The sequence below is a fragment of the Nocardiopsis sp. SBT366 genome (assembly GCF_001083815.1).
GTDB classification, from domain to species: Bacteria; Actinomycetota; Actinomycetes; order Streptosporangiales; family Streptosporangiaceae; genus Nocardiopsis; species Nocardiopsis prasina.
In genome coordinates this window covers 20,476-34,215 of record NZ_LAVM01000063.1, presented here as the reverse complement: position 1 = coordinate 34,215, position 13,740 = coordinate 20,476, and the positions used below count along the sequence as shown (strand labels likewise).

The following is a 13,740-nucleotide window of genomic DNA, read 5'->3' as shown; positions in this document are numbered from 1 at the left end:
GGTCGACACGGGTGGTCTCCTTCTTCTCGGGGGTGTGGGCCACCGGTTCGGGTGAGCCTGGTCCGGGCTGCGTGGTGTGCGGGCGGGGACTCCGCAGAACAGGGCGTGGACCGACTAGGTGCCGGGCGGTCGCTCGGGCGGGTTGGTTCCCAGGTGGCGGTGGGCGAGCAACCGCAGCAGTTCGGTGCGGTTGGGCGCGGTGATGCGTTCGTAGGGGTCGCCGTCGCCGGTCCAGCCGAGGGGGCGGCGGGCCACGTAGATCTCGTGCGGGGGTGCGCCTTCCACGGCCATCGCCCAGTGCCGGTACAGGAGCGCGCACAACACGTGTTCGGGAACCGGCAGCGACTCCGGGTGAGGGTTGTTCGGCTTCGGGAGGGTGCCCGCCACGGGCCGGTTGCCGGGAACCCGCGTGGGTGCGGGGTGATCGTGGATGGCCTGGTCGATCAGCTGCATCGCCACCTCCGCGTCGCTCTCCTCGCGAGCGATGCGCAGGGCTTCCAGGACCAGGGGGACGCGGTTGCGCAGGGTGTGGTTGTGCCACACGTCCACCTGCGCGGGGGTGAGGTGGGTGGGGGTGGTCAGGGCGTCCTCCGCCACGGCCAGCAGATCCCTGGTGCCAACGTCCAACATCACTGCTCTCCCTCGATCAGGGTCGGGTTGTTGGTCAGGTCGCAGAGCGGGAGGAACCAGTCCCGCTGGTGGGCCTGTTCGGGGGAGAACACGCTCACGGGTTCACCGCCAGTCGCCGAAGCCCGGCCAGGACGGCCCCCAGCACCTCCACAGGGACGGCGTCGACCGGCCGCCGAGGCGAGGGGATGAGCGGGCTACGCGGGCGAGAAGTGGTGCGGCGGGGGTTGGCGGCGAAGGCACGCACACGCGCGGCCTGCCTGGGACGACGGCGATGGAACACCTCGGACGCGACAAGGCACATGCATGCCAGCGCGGAGAGATTCAGGGATCGGGGCGCCATGGGCGCACACCTCCGGTACGAGATGCCGCTGGATGAGGGCGGCTCGAATGAATGCACTCCTATGATGAACTTCGGAATCTAATATTTGCAAGAGGATCACAGGAATCCGATCACAGGATTCCGAAAGATGCCCGTTTGAGAAGATCCCCATACGATCGGCAACATGACCCCCAGGGAGGCCCCATGAGCAGGAGAATCAGCCCCACGGTGCGTAGGCGACGTCTGTCTGCCGTGCTTCGCCAGCTCCGGCACGAGAAGGGGTCGACGCTGGAGACCGTCACCGCAGACTTGGAGTGGTCGCGCGGCAGGCTGGCTCACATGGAGGGGAACAAGTGGGTCAGGCCTGATCTGGGCAACATCAGACAGCTGTTGGACTACTACGAAGTCGAGGACCCGGCCACGCGGAAGGCCACCATCGACCTCGCGCGACAGTCCCGCGAGCGTGGTTGGTGGACCAAATTCAAGGACGTGTTCGGTACCGACTCCTTGGTTGGCTTCGAGGAGGAGGCTTCTGTCATCTCCACCTGGCAGCCCGTCGTCATCCCGGGCCTGCTCCAGACAGAGGGCTACGCAGAAGCCTCCGTGCGTGCCAGCCTGGCCCGCCCGTCTAACGAAGTCGCTCGCCAGGTTGAAGCACGCATGGCCCGGCAAGACGTCCTTGAAGGTGAACAGCCTCCGACTGTGTGGGCTGTGATCGATGAATCCGCTCTGCGCCGGATGCCTACGGAGGACGGTGTCGCTGCGGGGCAGATCAAGCATCTGATTGACGCAGCGGAGAACCCTGATAACGGAGTCACTATCCAGGTACTTCCGTTCACTGCCGGGCTCCATCCCGGAGTGTCAGGACCGTTCGTCGTCTTGGATTTCCCCGACGAGATGGACGCACCGATCGTCTACCTCGAATCGAGGACAGAGGGGCTGTTCCTAGAGGAGACGGAGGAGGTCGGTGAGTACCGGCACGTGTTCGATCATCTCCAGGTCACAGCCCAGTCACACACGGAGTCGATCCGCACCATGAAGAAGATCCACGACGCTCTGTAGAAAGCAGCCGACATGCATTCATCCACTCAGCTCAACTTCCGCAAGTCGAGCTTCTCCAGCACCAACCGCGACTGCGTCGAGGTCGCTGACTTCCAGGGAGGCTCTGCGGTGCGAGACACCCAGAATCGCGATGCCGGGCACCTCGCCTTCGCGTCCCAGGAGTGGGTCGCTCTACTCAGCACTGCGCGCACCAACCGGTAGCCCGTACAAAGGATGAGGGCCCTGACCGTGATGGTCGGGGCCCTCTGCATTCATCAATCCAGATTCTACCCCGCACTCCTGCGGGCGGGAAGCAGGCTCCTCTGTCCACAGCTGGACAGGAGTTCGGGACATTCTTCTCTGCACACAGGGCGTTGAAGCGGGCAGGACTGTGCATGAGTCAGTCAGTGCCCTCACTCCCAGCGGAGGCCCCCAAGATGCACCCTCACATCGACGAACTCACCTTCCTCAAGTCCAGCTACAGCGCCAACAGTGCCAACTGCGTCGAGGTCGCCCGCTTCCGCAAGTCCTCCTACAGCGGGGGCCGCACCGACAACTGCGTGGAGGTCGCTGACCTCCCCAGCGGCGCCGCTGTCCGCGACACCCAGAACAGGGACCTCGGGGCGCTGTCCTTCCCGTCCTCGGAGTGGTCGGCCTTGCTCTCCACCACCCGCGCTGGATGACGAGCGGATGTTCCGTGTCTCAGAGATGATCACCCGATAGGAAGAGCCGATGTACTCGTTCCCGGCTGAGGCCCCCTGGCGCACTTCGTCCTACACGCAGCAGCAGAACTGCGTTGAGGTCGCTGACGCGCCAGGCTTGTCTGCCGTCCGAGACACCAAGAATCGCCAGCAGGGTCACCTGGCGTTCGCCTCCCCGGAGTGGCGCGCCTTTGTTGCGGGAGTTCGACAGAGCTGACCTCAGGCAGAACGTAGGCCCCCAGGTGAAACCAGGGGGCCTACGTGTACTCGTTCCAAGACCACTTCACCCCGGAGTGGCGGGCGGCCATTGTCCACAGCTGGACAGTGTCTCGGGACGTTTTCCTCTGAGCACGGGTGTGGAAGCGGGCAGGACTGTGTATGAGTGAGTCACTGCCCACCCCCAGCGGAGGTTCCCAAGATGCACCCCCACATCGACGAACTCGCCTTCCACAAATCCAGCTACAGCGACCGTAACAACTGTGTGGAAGTCGCCCGCTTCCGCAAGTCCTCCTACAGCGGGGCCCGCACCGAAAACTGTGTCGAGGTCGCTGACCTGCCCACCGGTGCCGCCGTCCGAGACACTCAGAACAGGGAACTCGGTGCGCTGGCCTTCCCCTCCCTCGAATGGTCCGCGCTCCTCCGCGTCGCTCAGTAGCCCGAACGCGAACGCCCCCGACCATGGTGGCCGGGGTCTTCCTCACGCCCGAGCACTCAAAAACCCCTCCAGTTCCTCCCGGGTGGGCGAGGTGGCGGGGCCGGGCCGGGTCACAGCCAGGGCGGCCCCCGCGTTGGCCCGGCGGGCGGCCTCCCACGGCGAACTACCCGAGGCAAAGGCCGCTGTGAACACACCTACGTGCGCGTCGCCCGCGCCGTTGGTGTCCACGGCCTCCACGGTGAACCCCGGGACCCGGACGGGCTCAGCATCCCTCGTGGCGACCAGACAACCCTCGGCGGAGTCGCGCAGCACCACCACCCCGTCGGGTGCCACACGTTTCACCAGCATCGCGGCGGCGGCGTGCAGATCAGCAGTCCCGGTAACGGTGACCGCCTCGGCAGCACTCAGGCTGAGCACGTCCGTCCGTGCCAGAACCGTCGCGAGAGTCCCGGTGGGAACATCACCCACCACCGGCGCCGGGTCCAACACCAGCCTCACCCCCTGCGGAAGCTCACCGATCCAGGTGACCAGCTCGTCGGCGCGCTGCCCGGGCAACAGCGAGTACCCCACCGTGTAGACGAAGTCGCCCTCCGCGGGGCGCAGGGCGCGCAGGTCCGCCAAGGGCAGATCCGTCTCGGCACCCAGGTGCGTGACGAAGGTGCGTTCCGCCGAGGAGTCCACCAGTGCCACGCAGAAACCGGTGTCGCGGGGCCTGGGCGGGTGCGCGCACACCACCCCCGCGTCGCGCAGCGCGGCCCGGACCAGGTCACCATGGGGACCCTTCCCGTGGGCACCCCCGTAGACCACATCCATCCCGGCGCGCGTGGCGGCGGCGATCACGTTGAACCCGCCCCCGGGTACCGTGCGGGCGCTGCTGGCGAAGGTGTCACCACCCGGCTCGGGCAGGTGTTCGACGGTCATGACGACGTCGATGATCACCGGTCCCACATGGTGCAGGCGAACGGACATTCCTGGGTCCCTCCATCGTTCTGTTGTCGAGACTTTGCCCTGATCATCCCCGTTATGTCAGTGCCCTGGAGGACACTCGGGAGGGAGCCACGACGGGAGGCAGCATGATCACCACCGACTATGTGGTCGGTTCGCCCTGCTGGGTCGAGCTGACCACCGCCGACGTGGACCGGGCGGTCGACTTCTACGGCCGGGTGTTCGGTTGGACCGCGGAGTCGGCCGGCCCGGACACCGGCGGCTACATGTTGATCAGGCACGAGGGTGCCCTGATCGGCGGACTCGGCCCGAAGATGTCCGACGACCAGGCCGTCACCTGGTCCCTCTACTTCAACACCCCCGACCTCGACATGACCTTCCAGCGCGCCCGGGAACTGGGCGCCACGCCCTACGTGGAGCCCATGGACGTCATGGGCCTGGGCCGGATGGCCGTCGTCGGCGACCCGCAGGGCGGGTCGGTATGCCTCTGGGAAGCCGGAACCCTGCCCGGCATGGAGCGGACCGACGAGCCGAACACCTTCATGTGGGCCGAGCTGTGGACACCCTCCGCTGAGGGCGCCAGGGAGTTCTACAGCGGCCTGTTCGGGTGGGAGTTCGACGCCTTCGACCTCGGCGACGCGGGCGTGTACTCGATCACCCGACCGGCGGGCCTGGGCGACGACCGGAGCTTCGGCGGAATCATGGGGGTCGACGCCGACAACCTGACCGCCACCAGGGGCGCGGCCGACTGGCATCCCGTCTTCCACGCCGCCGACTGCGACGCGGCCGTCGCGGAGGTCACGGCGGCGGGCGGACACGTCTACATGGGTCCGGACTCCACCGCGGGCGTGGGACGGCTGGCGGCGGTCGCCGACCCGTTCGGCGCCGGGTTCGTGCTGCTCAGCCCGGACCCCGGGTAGGACCGACGGGCCCCGCCCGCCAGGCGGAGCGGGGCCCGGCCGCTACTGGCGCGAGACGGCGGAGGCGCCGCCGCGCAGCACGAACTTCTGGATCTTGCCGGTGGCGGTCTTGGGCAGCTGCTCCACGAACTCCACCTGGGTGGGCGCCTTGAAGTGCGCGAGATGCTCACGCGCGAAGGCGATGATCTCCTCTTCCGTGGCCGAGGCAGCCTCGCGCAGCACCACGGAGGCGCGGGGAGTCTCGCCCCAGCGCTCGTGCGGCACCCCCACGATCGCCACCTCCAGCACCGCCGGATGCCGGAGCAGCACCCCCTCCACCTCGACGGACGAGATGTTCTCGCCGCCGGAGATGATCACGTCCTTGATCCGGTCCTGGATCTCCACGTAGCCGTCCGGGTGGGTGACGGCGGCGTCGCCGGTGCGGAACCAGCCGTCGCCCATGGCCTGTTTGGTGGCCTCGGGGTCGTTGTAGTAGCCCTTCATCACCACGTTGCCGCGCACGGTGATCTGGCCGACGGTCGTCCCGTCCCAGGGCACCTCGTCGCCGTTCCCGTCGACCACGCGCAGCTCACCGGAGGTGATCAGTTCGACCCCTTGTCGGGCCTTGACCGCAGCGCGTTCGCGCACGGCCAGGTCCCGGTGCTCGGGACGCGGTTCGCAGACCGTGATGAAGGGCGTGGTCTCCGTCAGGCCGTAGACGTGGGTGACGGTCCAGCCGAAGTCCTCCTCCAGCCGTTCGATGGTCTCGGCGGCGGGCGAGGCCCCGGCTGTCACCACGTGCACCCCCGGCGCGACGGTGCCACGTACGGCCTCGGGGGTGTTGGAGAGCATGATCAGCACCGTGGGCGCCGCGCACAGCCAGGTCACCTCCTCGGTGCGGATGAGCTCGAACACCCGCGCCGGGTCCATGGCGGGCAGGCACACGTGGGTGCCCCCGGCGGCCGTGACCGTCCATGTGTAGGTCCAGCCGTTGGCGTGGAACATCGGCAGCGTCCACAGGTACTTCTCGCCGAGCCCGATCCGCAGGTGCAGCAGGGTGCCCACCGAGTTCATGTACGCGTTGCGGTGGGTGATCATCACACCCTTGGGGCGCGCGGTCGTGCCGGAGGTGTAGTTGATCGTGAGCAGGTCGGTCTCCGCGATCTCCGGGCGCGCGAAGTCGGGGGAGGCCGCCGCCACCAGGGCCTCGTAGTCCTCCCACCCGTCGCGGGCGCCCTCCAGGGCGACGAAGCGCTCCACCCCGGGCATGCGGTCCCGCACGCCCTCGACCGTTTCGAGCTGGTCGGAGTGCACGCACAGCACCTTGGCGCCGGAGTGGTTGACGATGTAGACGAAGTCCTCGGCGGTCAGGCGGAAGTTGACCGGGACCAGGACCGCGCCCAGCTGCGGGACCGCGTAGAACGACTCCAGCTGCGCGTGTGTGTTGGGTGCGATGTAGGCGACCCGGTCGCCCTTGGCCACGCCCATGTCCTGGAGCGCGGACGACCAGCGGTCGCAGCGGTCGAAGAACTGCTCGTAGGTGAGCCGGAGGTCCCGGTCGACCAGCGCCTCGCGGTGCGGGTGCAGTCTGCGGGTCCGGCGGGCGAACTCCAGGGGGGTCAGGGTGAGTTCCATCGTGCCCTCTCTGTGTGGTGCTGCCTGGTGTCGGCGACCGGCTGGGTGCGGCCGGGGCGGGTCGGGAGGTCGAACAGTGCGGCGGCGTTGTCGTGCAGGACCCCGCGTAGCCAGTCCTCCCCCAGGTCCAGTTCGACCAGGCTCCGGATCTGGTCGAGATAGGGGTAAGGGATGTTCGGGAAGTCGGTACCCAGCAGCACGCGGTGCCCGAACTCCCGGAGGCGGGGCAGTTCCTCCCGTGGGAAGGGCGACTGCCGCTCCGTGAACGGCGTGAACGTCATGGTGGTGTCCAGGTGGACGCCCTCGTACCCCTCGACCAGGTCCAGGAACGCCGAGTACTCGGGTGCGCCCGCGTGGGCGACCACGGCGGTCAGCGCCGGGTGCTGGCGCAGGACCTCCGCGAAGGGGCCGGGGCCGGTGAAGTTCCCGGGGGTCGGTCCGGAGCCGCAGTGGACGACCACGGGGGTCCCGGAGTCCGCGAGGGCGCCCCAGACGCCGGAGAGCAGGGGGTCGCGCGGGTCGTAGGCGCCGACCTGGAGGTGGGCCTTGAAGACGCGGGCCCCGGAACCGATCGCGTCGGCCACGTAGTCGGCCGCCTCGGGCTCGGCGAAGAAGGTGGCGCTGCGCAGGGAGTCGGGGTGCCGGTCGGCGAAGTCGGCCGCCCAGTCGTTGAGCCAGGCGGCCATGGCCGGTCGGTGGGGGTAGGAGAGCGCGGTGAAGCCCAGGACGCCGAACCCGCGCAGGAGGGCGACCCGTTCGTCCTCGGCCACCCGGTAGCGGGGGTTGAGGGGCCAGACCCCCTCACCGAGGGCGTCGAAGTAGGCCTGGACCTTGCGCAGGACGTTGTCGGGCATGAAGTGCGTGTGCACGTCCACGAGGCCGGGGAGCCCGAGCCCGCCCCAGATCCGGCGGATCGCGGTCTCCTCGTCACCCTCGGGGGCAAGTGAGATTCCAGTCACATGCGCCAGCCTACGGCCGATCCGAACCGCGCTCGGGGCTGGGGCGGGCCCACTGGTCAGTGACGGCCCCGGGCTGGTTCAGAGGGTCAGCAGGAGGACCCCGGCCACGACCACGGTGGAGGCGACGATCCGGACCGGACCCACGCGTTCCTTGAAGAACACCAGGCCGATCAGCGCCGCGAAGACGATGCTGGTCTCCCGCAGGGCGGCGATCCCGGCGACGGCTCCCGACAGCTGCGCCCACAGGACCAGCCCGTAGGCGCCCGCGCTGACCGCGCCGCCGAACAGGCCGACCTTCCAGATGGGCCTCAGTTGCTCGACCAGGTTCTTCCGCCGGGTGCCCAGGGCCACGAGGAAGAACACGGGTCCCTGGAGCATCATGATCCACGTGATGTACCCGAGCGGATCCTGGGTCAGGCGCACACCGTAGGCGTCCACCACGGTGTAGGAGGCGATCGCCAGCCCGGTCGCGAAGGCTGCCAGGAGCGCGGGCACGTGGTGCCGCTGCGGCAGCCCGCCCGCGAACACCAGGATCATGAGCCCGGCGGAGATGACCAGGACCCCGACCAGCTCCTGGGGCGGCAGGCTCTCGCCGAGCAGGAGGACTCCGATGAGGGCCACCACCCAGGGCGCGGTGCCGCGAGCCAGGGGGTAGACCTGCCCGAAGTCGCCGGTCCGGTAGGAGAGCATCAGCAGGGTCAGGTAGAGCAGGTGCGTGCCCAGGGACGCCAGCAGGAGCGGCCAGGCCTCGGGCGGCGGCATCCCGACCACGAACAGCAGCGGGAGGGTCGCGAACATCCCGCCGAGTCCGATCAGCGCGAAGCCGAGCAGGCGGTCGGTGATCGCGTGCGCGATCGCGTTCCACGCCGCGTGGAGGAGTGCCGCCACCAGCACCGCGACGACGATAGGTGTGGTCATTGGATGTCTCGCAGAGGGGAAGGGGAACCCCGCAAGGCTAGCCTCCGCCCTCCGTGCGTCCCGGTGGCGGCCCCGTCCCGGCCGCTCCGGTCAGGCGGGGACGCCCTGTGGGGGCTGTGCCCGACTGGAGGGTCGCGGGCTCACGAGGGGCGCTGGGCGTCCCGTCCTCCGCGTGCCCCATGGGCACCCTGTCCGGGCGGTCCGGTCAGGCGGGAACGCCCTGTGGGGGCTGTGCCCGACTGGAGGGTCGCGGGCTCACGAGGGGCGCTGCGCCTGGGCGTTGGTGGGGGAGATGTGGCTGTTGCGCAGGTGCTCGTAGACGATCGAGGCGCGCACGTCGGCCACCTCCGGACGTTCGGTCAGCTTGTCCACCACGAAGGCGTACAGGCTGTTGTTGTCCGGCAGGGCCACGTGCACCAGGAAGTCCTCGTTCCCCGAGGTGACGAAGACCGACAGGGTGTCCGGCAGAGCGCGGACCCAGTCGCGGAAGGCCTCGATGTTGTGGCGCGAGGGCTTCACGACGCTCACGGTGATGAGCGCCTGCACGGGGCGTCCGATGAGTTCGAGGTCCACGTCCAGGAGTGAGCCGCGAATCACACCCCTTTCTCGCAGCGCGCGGGTCCGATCCAGCGTCGTGGTGGGCGATGCGCCGACCGCCGCGGCCACGTCCCGGTTGGTTTTTCGTGCGTCTGACTGGAGTTCGGCCAGGATCGCCGTATCTAGTTCGTCAAGATGAGCCATGACCAGAGTTTACCCGTACTTAATACGGGTTGTTGTGTTCGACTCCGAAGCATGCGTAACATCTGAGCGAAAAGGTCGTATTTGGCTCGCCAGGAAGTGACCCTTCCTGGAGGCAGTGTCGCCCGCCGGTCGGCCCAGCACAGGTGCAACGTCGCACCACCGCAACACAAAGGGACGTCCGTCACCGTGAGACCTTCCTCTGTCCTGGCCGTCGCCGACCGACCGTCGGCACGCCCGGAACCGCGGGGCCGTGTCCTGGCCTTGCTCGCCATCGTCTGCGCGGCGCTCAACCTGCGCCTCGTGGTCACCTCCCTGTCTCCCCTGCTGACCACCATCGGCGAGGAGTTCGGGTTCACCGCCACCGTCGTGGGTGTCTTCGGCACCCTGCCGCTGGTGGCCTTCGCCTTGTTCGGGCTGGTCACCCCAGCCGTCATGCGCCGCCTGGGCCCCGAGGCCACGGCCGCGCTGAGCATGCTCCTCGCCGCTGTGGGCCAGGTGACGCGCGCCTTCGCGCCCGACACCGGAACCCTGCTGGTGCTCACGGGGATCGCGCTCACCGGAGCCGCCCTGGGCAACGTCGTGCTGCCGCCGCTGATCAAGCAGTACTTCCCGGACCGGCTCGCCGCCCTCAGCACCGTGCAGATGGTCTCCATCCACCTCGGTGCCCTCTTCCCACCCCTGGTCGCGATCCCCCTGGCCGAGGTCGCCGGGTGGAGGGTGGCCCTGGGCGTCTGGTCCTTCCTGGCCCTGGCCGCCGCGATCCTGTGGACCGTCCAGTGGCGGCGGCCCGGCAGCGCTCCGCGCGCCGTCGTACCCTCCGGAGGGCCGGCCCTGGCCCGCCCGATCTGGCGGGTGGGGATGGCCTGGCGGATGGCGCTGCTGTTCGGCATGGTCACCTGGAACGTCTTCACGCTGTTCACCTGGCTGCCCGCGCTGCTCGACGACGCCGGGCACAGCCCCGCCCTGGCCGGGAGCCTGGTCTCCCTGATGGTCGGTACCAGCCTGATGTTCGGCCTGGTCGCGCCGATCGTCACCCTGCGCGCCGCCAACACCTTCCCGATCGTCGCCCTCGGTCTGGTCGGCTACGGCGTGGGCTACCTCGGTGTGGCCGTGGCCCCCGGGTACGCCGCGCTGTGGGTGCTCTTCCTCGGCATGGGCACCAGCCTGTTCGTGGTCGTCATGACCATGATCAACGCCCGCAGTTCCACACCGCAGGGCGCCGCGGCCCTGTCCGGGTTCGTGCAGGGGGCGGGCAGCGGTATCGCCCTGGGTGGCCCGTTGTTGTTCGGCCTGTTCAGCGAGCTGACCGGCGGGTGGACCCTCTCCTACACGGTGATCGCTGGCGGATCGCTGGTCGTGGGCCTGGTGGTCGCCTACGTGGAACGCACCCCGTGGACGATCGAGGCGGCCGCCCAGCGGAGGCACCCGGACCGGTCATCCGACCTCTCGGATGTCCGTTCGTGAAGGGGCGGCCGAAAGTGGCCAATTCGTCGGATATGCGACTGATGTGTCCACTCAAGCTCGCAATGCCCACAACAGGCGCATAATGTCTGTTTGAGCAATCCACCCCCCGAAAGACCCTCTTCGTGATCCCCGCCGTTCCCTCCTGACGCCCGAGACCCGCACGCACACCGTGACGGGGGCGCCCCGGGCAACGCTCGGAGCCGGGCCGCGGGGCACCCCGGGATCCACCGGGTATCACGACGGGGCCGGACACCATGACGATCGAACAGCGGCATCCCTCCCCGCCCCCGGACACGGTGTCCCCACCGGGCACCGGGACCGCGCCGCCGGGGGGCGGGTCGGCCCCGCTCCTTCGCAACCGGGACTTCCAGGCACTGTGGTCCAGCCGCTTCCTCGCCGGGCTGGGCAAGGAGAGCGGCGAGGTCGCCTACCCCATGCTCATGCTGGCGCTGGCCGGATCGGCAGCCGAGGCCGGGTTCGTCGGCGCGGCCCAGGTGGCCACCACCATGGTCGCGGCCGTGGTCGGCGGCTCCCTCGCGGACCGCGTCAACCGCCGCGCCGTACTGCTGGTGTGCGACCTGGGCCGCCTGCTGCTCCTGGTCGCCTTCGCCGGAACCCTGTTCGGGGGGCACGCCACGGTGCCGGTGGTGGTCGCCGTGGCCGTGACGTCCTCGGCGCTCATGGGTGTCTCCAACCCGGTCGCCATGGCCGCGATCAAACAGCTCGTCCCGCCCGCGCAGATGGCCGACGCCGCCGCGCAGAACCAGATCCGCTTCTTCGCCACGACGGCTCTGGGCGCGCCCGTCGCCGGGTTCCTCTTCGGCCTGGGACGGGCCTACCCCTTCCTGGCGGAGGCGGTCCTCTACCTGGTGTCGGGGGCGCTGATCCTGCGGATCCGGCGCCCGATGCAGGCCCGCCACGACGGGGTCGAGCGGATGAGCCTGCGCGGGGCGGTTCGGGGCTTCGCGCTGCTGGCCGGGCACCCGATCCTGCGGCCGATGCTCGGGTGGATCGTCTGCTTCAATCTCGCCTTCACGCAGACGGGGGCGTTCCTGGCACTGATCGCCACGGCCGATGACAGGGGCGCCTCCCACCTCGTGGTCGGGCTGACCGTCTCCCTCGCGGGCACCGGTGGGCTGGTCGGCGCGGTGGCCGCCGGGGTGGTCGTTCGCCAGGTGCGGCCCAGCGCGATCTTCCTCTTCACCGCCTGGTCAGCCCCGGTGTGCGCGCTCGCCCTCCTGGTCGCTCCGGGTGTGCTCTCGCTCGGGTTGATCGTGGGGTTCGTGTTTGCCGCGGTGCCCTGTGTGAACGCGCTGTTCTACAGCTACGTCGCCACCTCGGTCCCCGACCGCTACCAGGGGCGGGCGCTGGGCGCGGTGACGTTCATGGCGCTGCTGTCCCAGCCGATCGGGATCGTCGCGGTCGGGCTGCTCTTCGACCTCGCGGGGCCGACCCTCGTGTTCCTGATGATGGCGGTGGTGTCGGCCCTGGCCGCCCTCCTGACACTCGGGCCCACCATGCGCGACCTGCCCCGGCCGGAGGAGATCGCGCGGAGGTGAGTTCGCCTCGGCTGCGCTCGTGGAGGTGGGACCTGCCCTGGCACTGCCCGTGGAGCTGGGTCCTGACAACCCTGGCGCTGCTCGGGGAGCTGGGTCCTGACTTGGCAGCGCTCGCGGGGGTGGGTCCGGCCTCGGTACTGCTTGCGGAGGTGAGTTCTGCCTCGGCTGCGCTCGTGGAGGTGAGTCCTGCCCCGGTCGGCTTGTGGGGAGGGTTCTGCCTGGTACTTGCTCGTGGAGGTGAGCTCCGCCCAGGCGCAGCGCCCGCGGATGTGGGTCCCGCCCGGCACTTGCTCGCGTGGTGGATCCGGCCTCGGTACGGCTCGTGGTGGTCGGTCCTGTTCTGGCACTGCCCGTGAGTCCTGCCTTGGCTGCGCTCGCGTCCGTGGGAGGCGGCTGAGCTGAAAGGGCCAGAGCACGGGGACCCGATCCCGCGACTTGCCGTGACCCCCTCGGCGTGCCCGGACACGACGCGGCCCCCGCCGAAGAGACGGGGGCCGCGTCCGGGCTGCGGACGCCGCACGCAGGCGCCGCCCGCTCCGGTCAGCCGGTGACCGGCATCGCCATCACCGGGTCGGACGTGGGCTGCTCGGAACCGCCCTCCGGCTCGACGGTCACCGCCACGCCCTCGGTCCCCTCGTCCGGCGCCGCCAGGACCGGCAGCACGAACCCGGCCTCGTCCACGGAGAGCACTCCCGCCGAGTACACGCTGCCGTCGTCGCGGGTCAGCCAGAGCTGGTAGTCCTCGTCATGCAGGTCGTCCAGCCCGTGCGCGCTGAACACCAGGTTGCCCAGGCCCTCGGAGTGCACCACCGTGACGCTCACGCCCTCCATGGGCTCGGCGCTGGTGGAGACCGCGTCCGGCGCGGAGATCACCGCCGCGATCCGCTGTTCGTTGGTGCGGAGCTCGTCCACCTGGCGGCCCTGGTCGAGCACCACGGCGCCCAGCGCGATGATCGCGGCCACGCACGCCGCCAGCGCCAGACCCAGCATCCACGGCCAGGCGCGACGCACGCGCGGCTCGGGCAGACGTTCGGGGGCCGGGGCGAGCTGCCGGGTCCGGGCCACCTCCTCCAGCACCCGTGCCCTGAGTTCGGCGGGCGGGGCCTGCGCTGTCGCGGCGGCCAGCCTCGCCGAGGTCTCCTTGAAGCCCCGCACCTCCTGGACACAGGAGTCGCAGTCGGCCAGGTGGTCCTCGAACCGTACGCTCTCGTTCGGGGAGAGGGCGTTGAGCGCGTAGGCGCCCGTCAGTGTGTGCGTGTCCTGCCCCATCGTCC

General features: G+C 69.6%; 15 protein-coding genes. 8 read left to right on the top strand and 7 right to left on the bottom strand.

Going from position 1 to position 13,740, the window contains the following annotated elements:
* Positions 1-114: 114 nt before the first annotated feature.
* Complete coding sequence (locus ADX84_RS18515) at positions 115-630, bottom strand: hypothetical protein (protein ID WP_049576511.1); 516 nt, start codon at positions 628-630, stop codon at positions 115-117.
* Between the two features lie 523 nt (positions 631-1,153).
* On the opposite strand from ADX84_RS18515, the gene ADX84_RS18510 reads away from it, so the two are divergent.
* The 5 genes from ADX84_RS18510 to ADX84_RS18495 all read left to right on the top strand — a co-directional run bounded on the left by ADX84_RS18510 (position 1,154) and on the right by ADX84_RS18495 (position 3,346).
* Positions 1,154-2,011 carry a helix-turn-helix transcriptional regulator gene (locus ADX84_RS18510; protein ID WP_082206603.1) on the top strand — a complete coding sequence of 286 codons (858 nt, stop codon included), beginning with the start codon at positions 1,154-1,156 and terminating at the stop codon, positions 2,009-2,011.
* Positions 2,012-2,023: 12 nt separating this feature from the next.
* Positions 2,024-2,212 carry a DUF397 domain-containing protein gene (locus ADX84_RS25670; RefSeq protein WP_082206601.1) on the top strand — a complete coding sequence of 63 codons (189 nt, stop codon included), beginning with the start codon at positions 2,024-2,026 and terminating at the stop codon, positions 2,210-2,212.
* 215 nt (positions 2,213-2,427) lie between these two features.
* Entirely contained in the window at positions 2,428-2,673 is a 246-nt protein-coding gene (locus ADX84_RS18500) for a DUF397 domain-containing protein (RefSeq protein ID WP_049576504.1), read from the top strand.
* A 49-nt stretch (positions 2,674-2,722) separates the two neighbouring features.
* Entirely contained in the window at positions 2,723-2,908 is a 186-nt protein-coding gene (locus tag ADX84_RS25665; RefSeq protein WP_082206598.1) for a DUF397 domain-containing protein, read from the top strand.
* A 201-nt stretch (positions 2,909-3,109) separates the two neighbouring features.
* Positions 3,110-3,346: a DUF397 domain-containing protein gene (locus ADX84_RS18495; RefSeq protein ID WP_049576499.1), complete on the top strand. Its 237-nt coding sequence runs from the start codon at positions 3,110-3,112 to the stop codon at positions 3,344-3,346.
* Between the two features lie 42 nt (positions 3,347-3,388).
* Here the strand turns inward: ADX84_RS18495 and ADX84_RS18490 are convergent, their stop codons facing one another.
* Positions 3,389-4,315: a PfkB family carbohydrate kinase gene (locus ADX84_RS18490; protein ID WP_049576495.1), complete on the bottom strand. Its 927-nt coding sequence runs from the start codon at positions 4,313-4,315 to the stop codon at positions 3,389-3,391.
* A 104-nt stretch (positions 4,316-4,419) separates the two neighbouring features.
* On the opposite strand from ADX84_RS18490, the gene ADX84_RS18485 reads away from it, so the two are divergent.
* On the top strand, positions 4,420-5,211 hold the full coding sequence (locus ADX84_RS18485; RefSeq protein WP_049576492.1) for a VOC family protein: 792 nt from the start codon (positions 4,420-4,422) through the stop codon (positions 5,209-5,211).
* A 42-nt stretch (positions 5,212-5,253) separates the two neighbouring features.
* Here the strand turns inward: ADX84_RS18485 and ADX84_RS18480 are convergent, their stop codons facing one another.
* The 4 genes from ADX84_RS18480 to ADX84_RS18465 form a co-directional block, all read right to left on the bottom strand.
* Positions 5,254-6,825 carry a long-chain-fatty-acid--CoA ligase gene (locus tag ADX84_RS18480; protein WP_049576488.1) on the bottom strand — a complete coding sequence of 524 codons (1,572 nt, stop codon included), beginning with the start codon at positions 6,823-6,825 and terminating at the stop codon, positions 5,254-5,256.
* On the bottom strand, positions 6,810-7,784 hold the full coding sequence (locus tag ADX84_RS18475; RefSeq protein ID WP_049576486.1) for an amidohydrolase family protein: 975 nt from the start codon (positions 7,782-7,784) through the stop codon (positions 6,810-6,812). Before ADX84_RS18475 ends, ADX84_RS18480 begins: the two co-directional genes overlap by 16 nt.
* Before the next feature lie 78 nt (positions 7,785-7,862).
* On the bottom strand, positions 7,863-8,702 hold the full coding sequence (locus ADX84_RS18470; protein ID WP_049576483.1) for an EamA family transporter: 840 nt from the start codon (positions 8,700-8,702) through the stop codon (positions 7,863-7,865).
* Positions 8,703-8,957: 255 nt separating this feature from the next.
* Positions 8,958-9,443, bottom strand: a complete 486-nt coding sequence (locus ADX84_RS18465) for an Lrp/AsnC family transcriptional regulator (RefSeq protein WP_082206596.1) — start codon at positions 9,441-9,443, stop codon at positions 8,958-8,960.
* A gap of 186 nt (positions 9,444-9,629) precedes the next feature.
* Between ADX84_RS18465 and ADX84_RS18460 the strand changes: the two genes are divergently transcribed.
* On the top strand, positions 9,630-10,907 hold the full coding sequence (locus ADX84_RS18460; RefSeq protein ID WP_049576475.1) for a CynX/NimT family MFS transporter: 1,278 nt from the start codon (positions 9,630-9,632) through the stop codon (positions 10,905-10,907).
* 254 nt (positions 10,908-11,161) lie between these two features.
* Complete coding sequence (locus ADX84_RS18455; RefSeq protein ID WP_156208127.1) at positions 11,162-12,466, top strand: MFS transporter; 1,305 nt, start codon at positions 11,162-11,164, stop codon at positions 12,464-12,466.
* A gap of 540 nt (positions 12,467-13,006) precedes the next feature.
* On the opposite strand, the gene ADX84_RS18450 is transcribed toward ADX84_RS18455, so the two are convergent.
* On the bottom strand, positions 13,007-13,735 hold the full coding sequence (locus ADX84_RS18450; protein ID WP_049576472.1) for an anti-sigma factor domain-containing protein: 729 nt from the start codon (positions 13,733-13,735) through the stop codon (positions 13,007-13,009).
* Between the last annotated feature and the right edge of the window lie 5 nt (positions 13,736-13,740).

Excerpts from the sequence above, each read along its gene's own strand:
- ADX84_RS18515 (WP_049576511.1), bottom strand. The coding sequence starts at position 630 with ATGTTGGACGTTGGCACCAGGGATCTGCTGGCCGTGGCGGAGGACGCC.
- ADX84_RS18510 (WP_082206603.1), top strand. The coding sequence starts at position 1,154 with ATGAGCAGGAGAATCAGCCCCACGGTGCGTAGGCGACGTCTGTCTGCC.
- ADX84_RS25670 (WP_082206601.1), top strand. The coding sequence starts at position 2,024 with ATGCATTCATCCACTCAGCTCAACTTCCGCAAGTCGAGCTTCTCCAGC.
- ADX84_RS18500 (WP_049576504.1), top strand. The coding sequence starts at position 2,428 with ATGCACCCTCACATCGACGAACTCACCTTCCTCAAGTCCAGCTACAGC.
- ADX84_RS25665 (WP_082206598.1), top strand. The coding sequence starts at position 2,723 with ATGTACTCGTTCCCGGCTGAGGCCCCCTGGCGCACTTCGTCCTACACG.
- ADX84_RS18495 (WP_049576499.1), top strand. The coding sequence starts at position 3,110 with ATGCACCCCCACATCGACGAACTCGCCTTCCACAAATCCAGCTACAGC.
- ADX84_RS18490 (WP_049576495.1), bottom strand. The coding sequence starts at position 4,315 with ATGTCCGTTCGCCTGCACCATGTGGGACCGGTGATCATCGACGTCGTC.
- ADX84_RS18485 (WP_049576492.1), top strand. The coding sequence starts at position 4,420 with ATGATCACCACCGACTATGTGGTCGGTTCGCCCTGCTGGGTCGAGCTG.
- ADX84_RS18480 (WP_049576488.1), bottom strand. The coding sequence starts at position 6,825 with ATGGAACTCACCCTGACCCCCCTGGAGTTCGCCCGCCGGACCCGCAGA.
- ADX84_RS18470 (WP_049576483.1), bottom strand. The coding sequence starts at position 8,702 with ATGACCACACCTATCGTCGTCGCGGTGCTGGTGGCGGCACTCCTCCAC.
- ADX84_RS18465 (WP_082206596.1), bottom strand. The coding sequence starts at position 9,443 with ATGGCTCATCTTGACGAACTAGATACGGCGATCCTGGCCGAACTCCAG.
- ADX84_RS18455 (WP_156208127.1), top strand. The coding sequence starts at position 11,162 with ATGACGATCGAACAGCGGCATCCCTCCCCGCCCCCGGACACGGTGTCC.
- ADX84_RS18450 (WP_049576472.1), bottom strand. The coding sequence starts at position 13,735 with ATGGGGCAGGACACGCACACACTGACGGGCGCCTACGCGCTCAACGCC.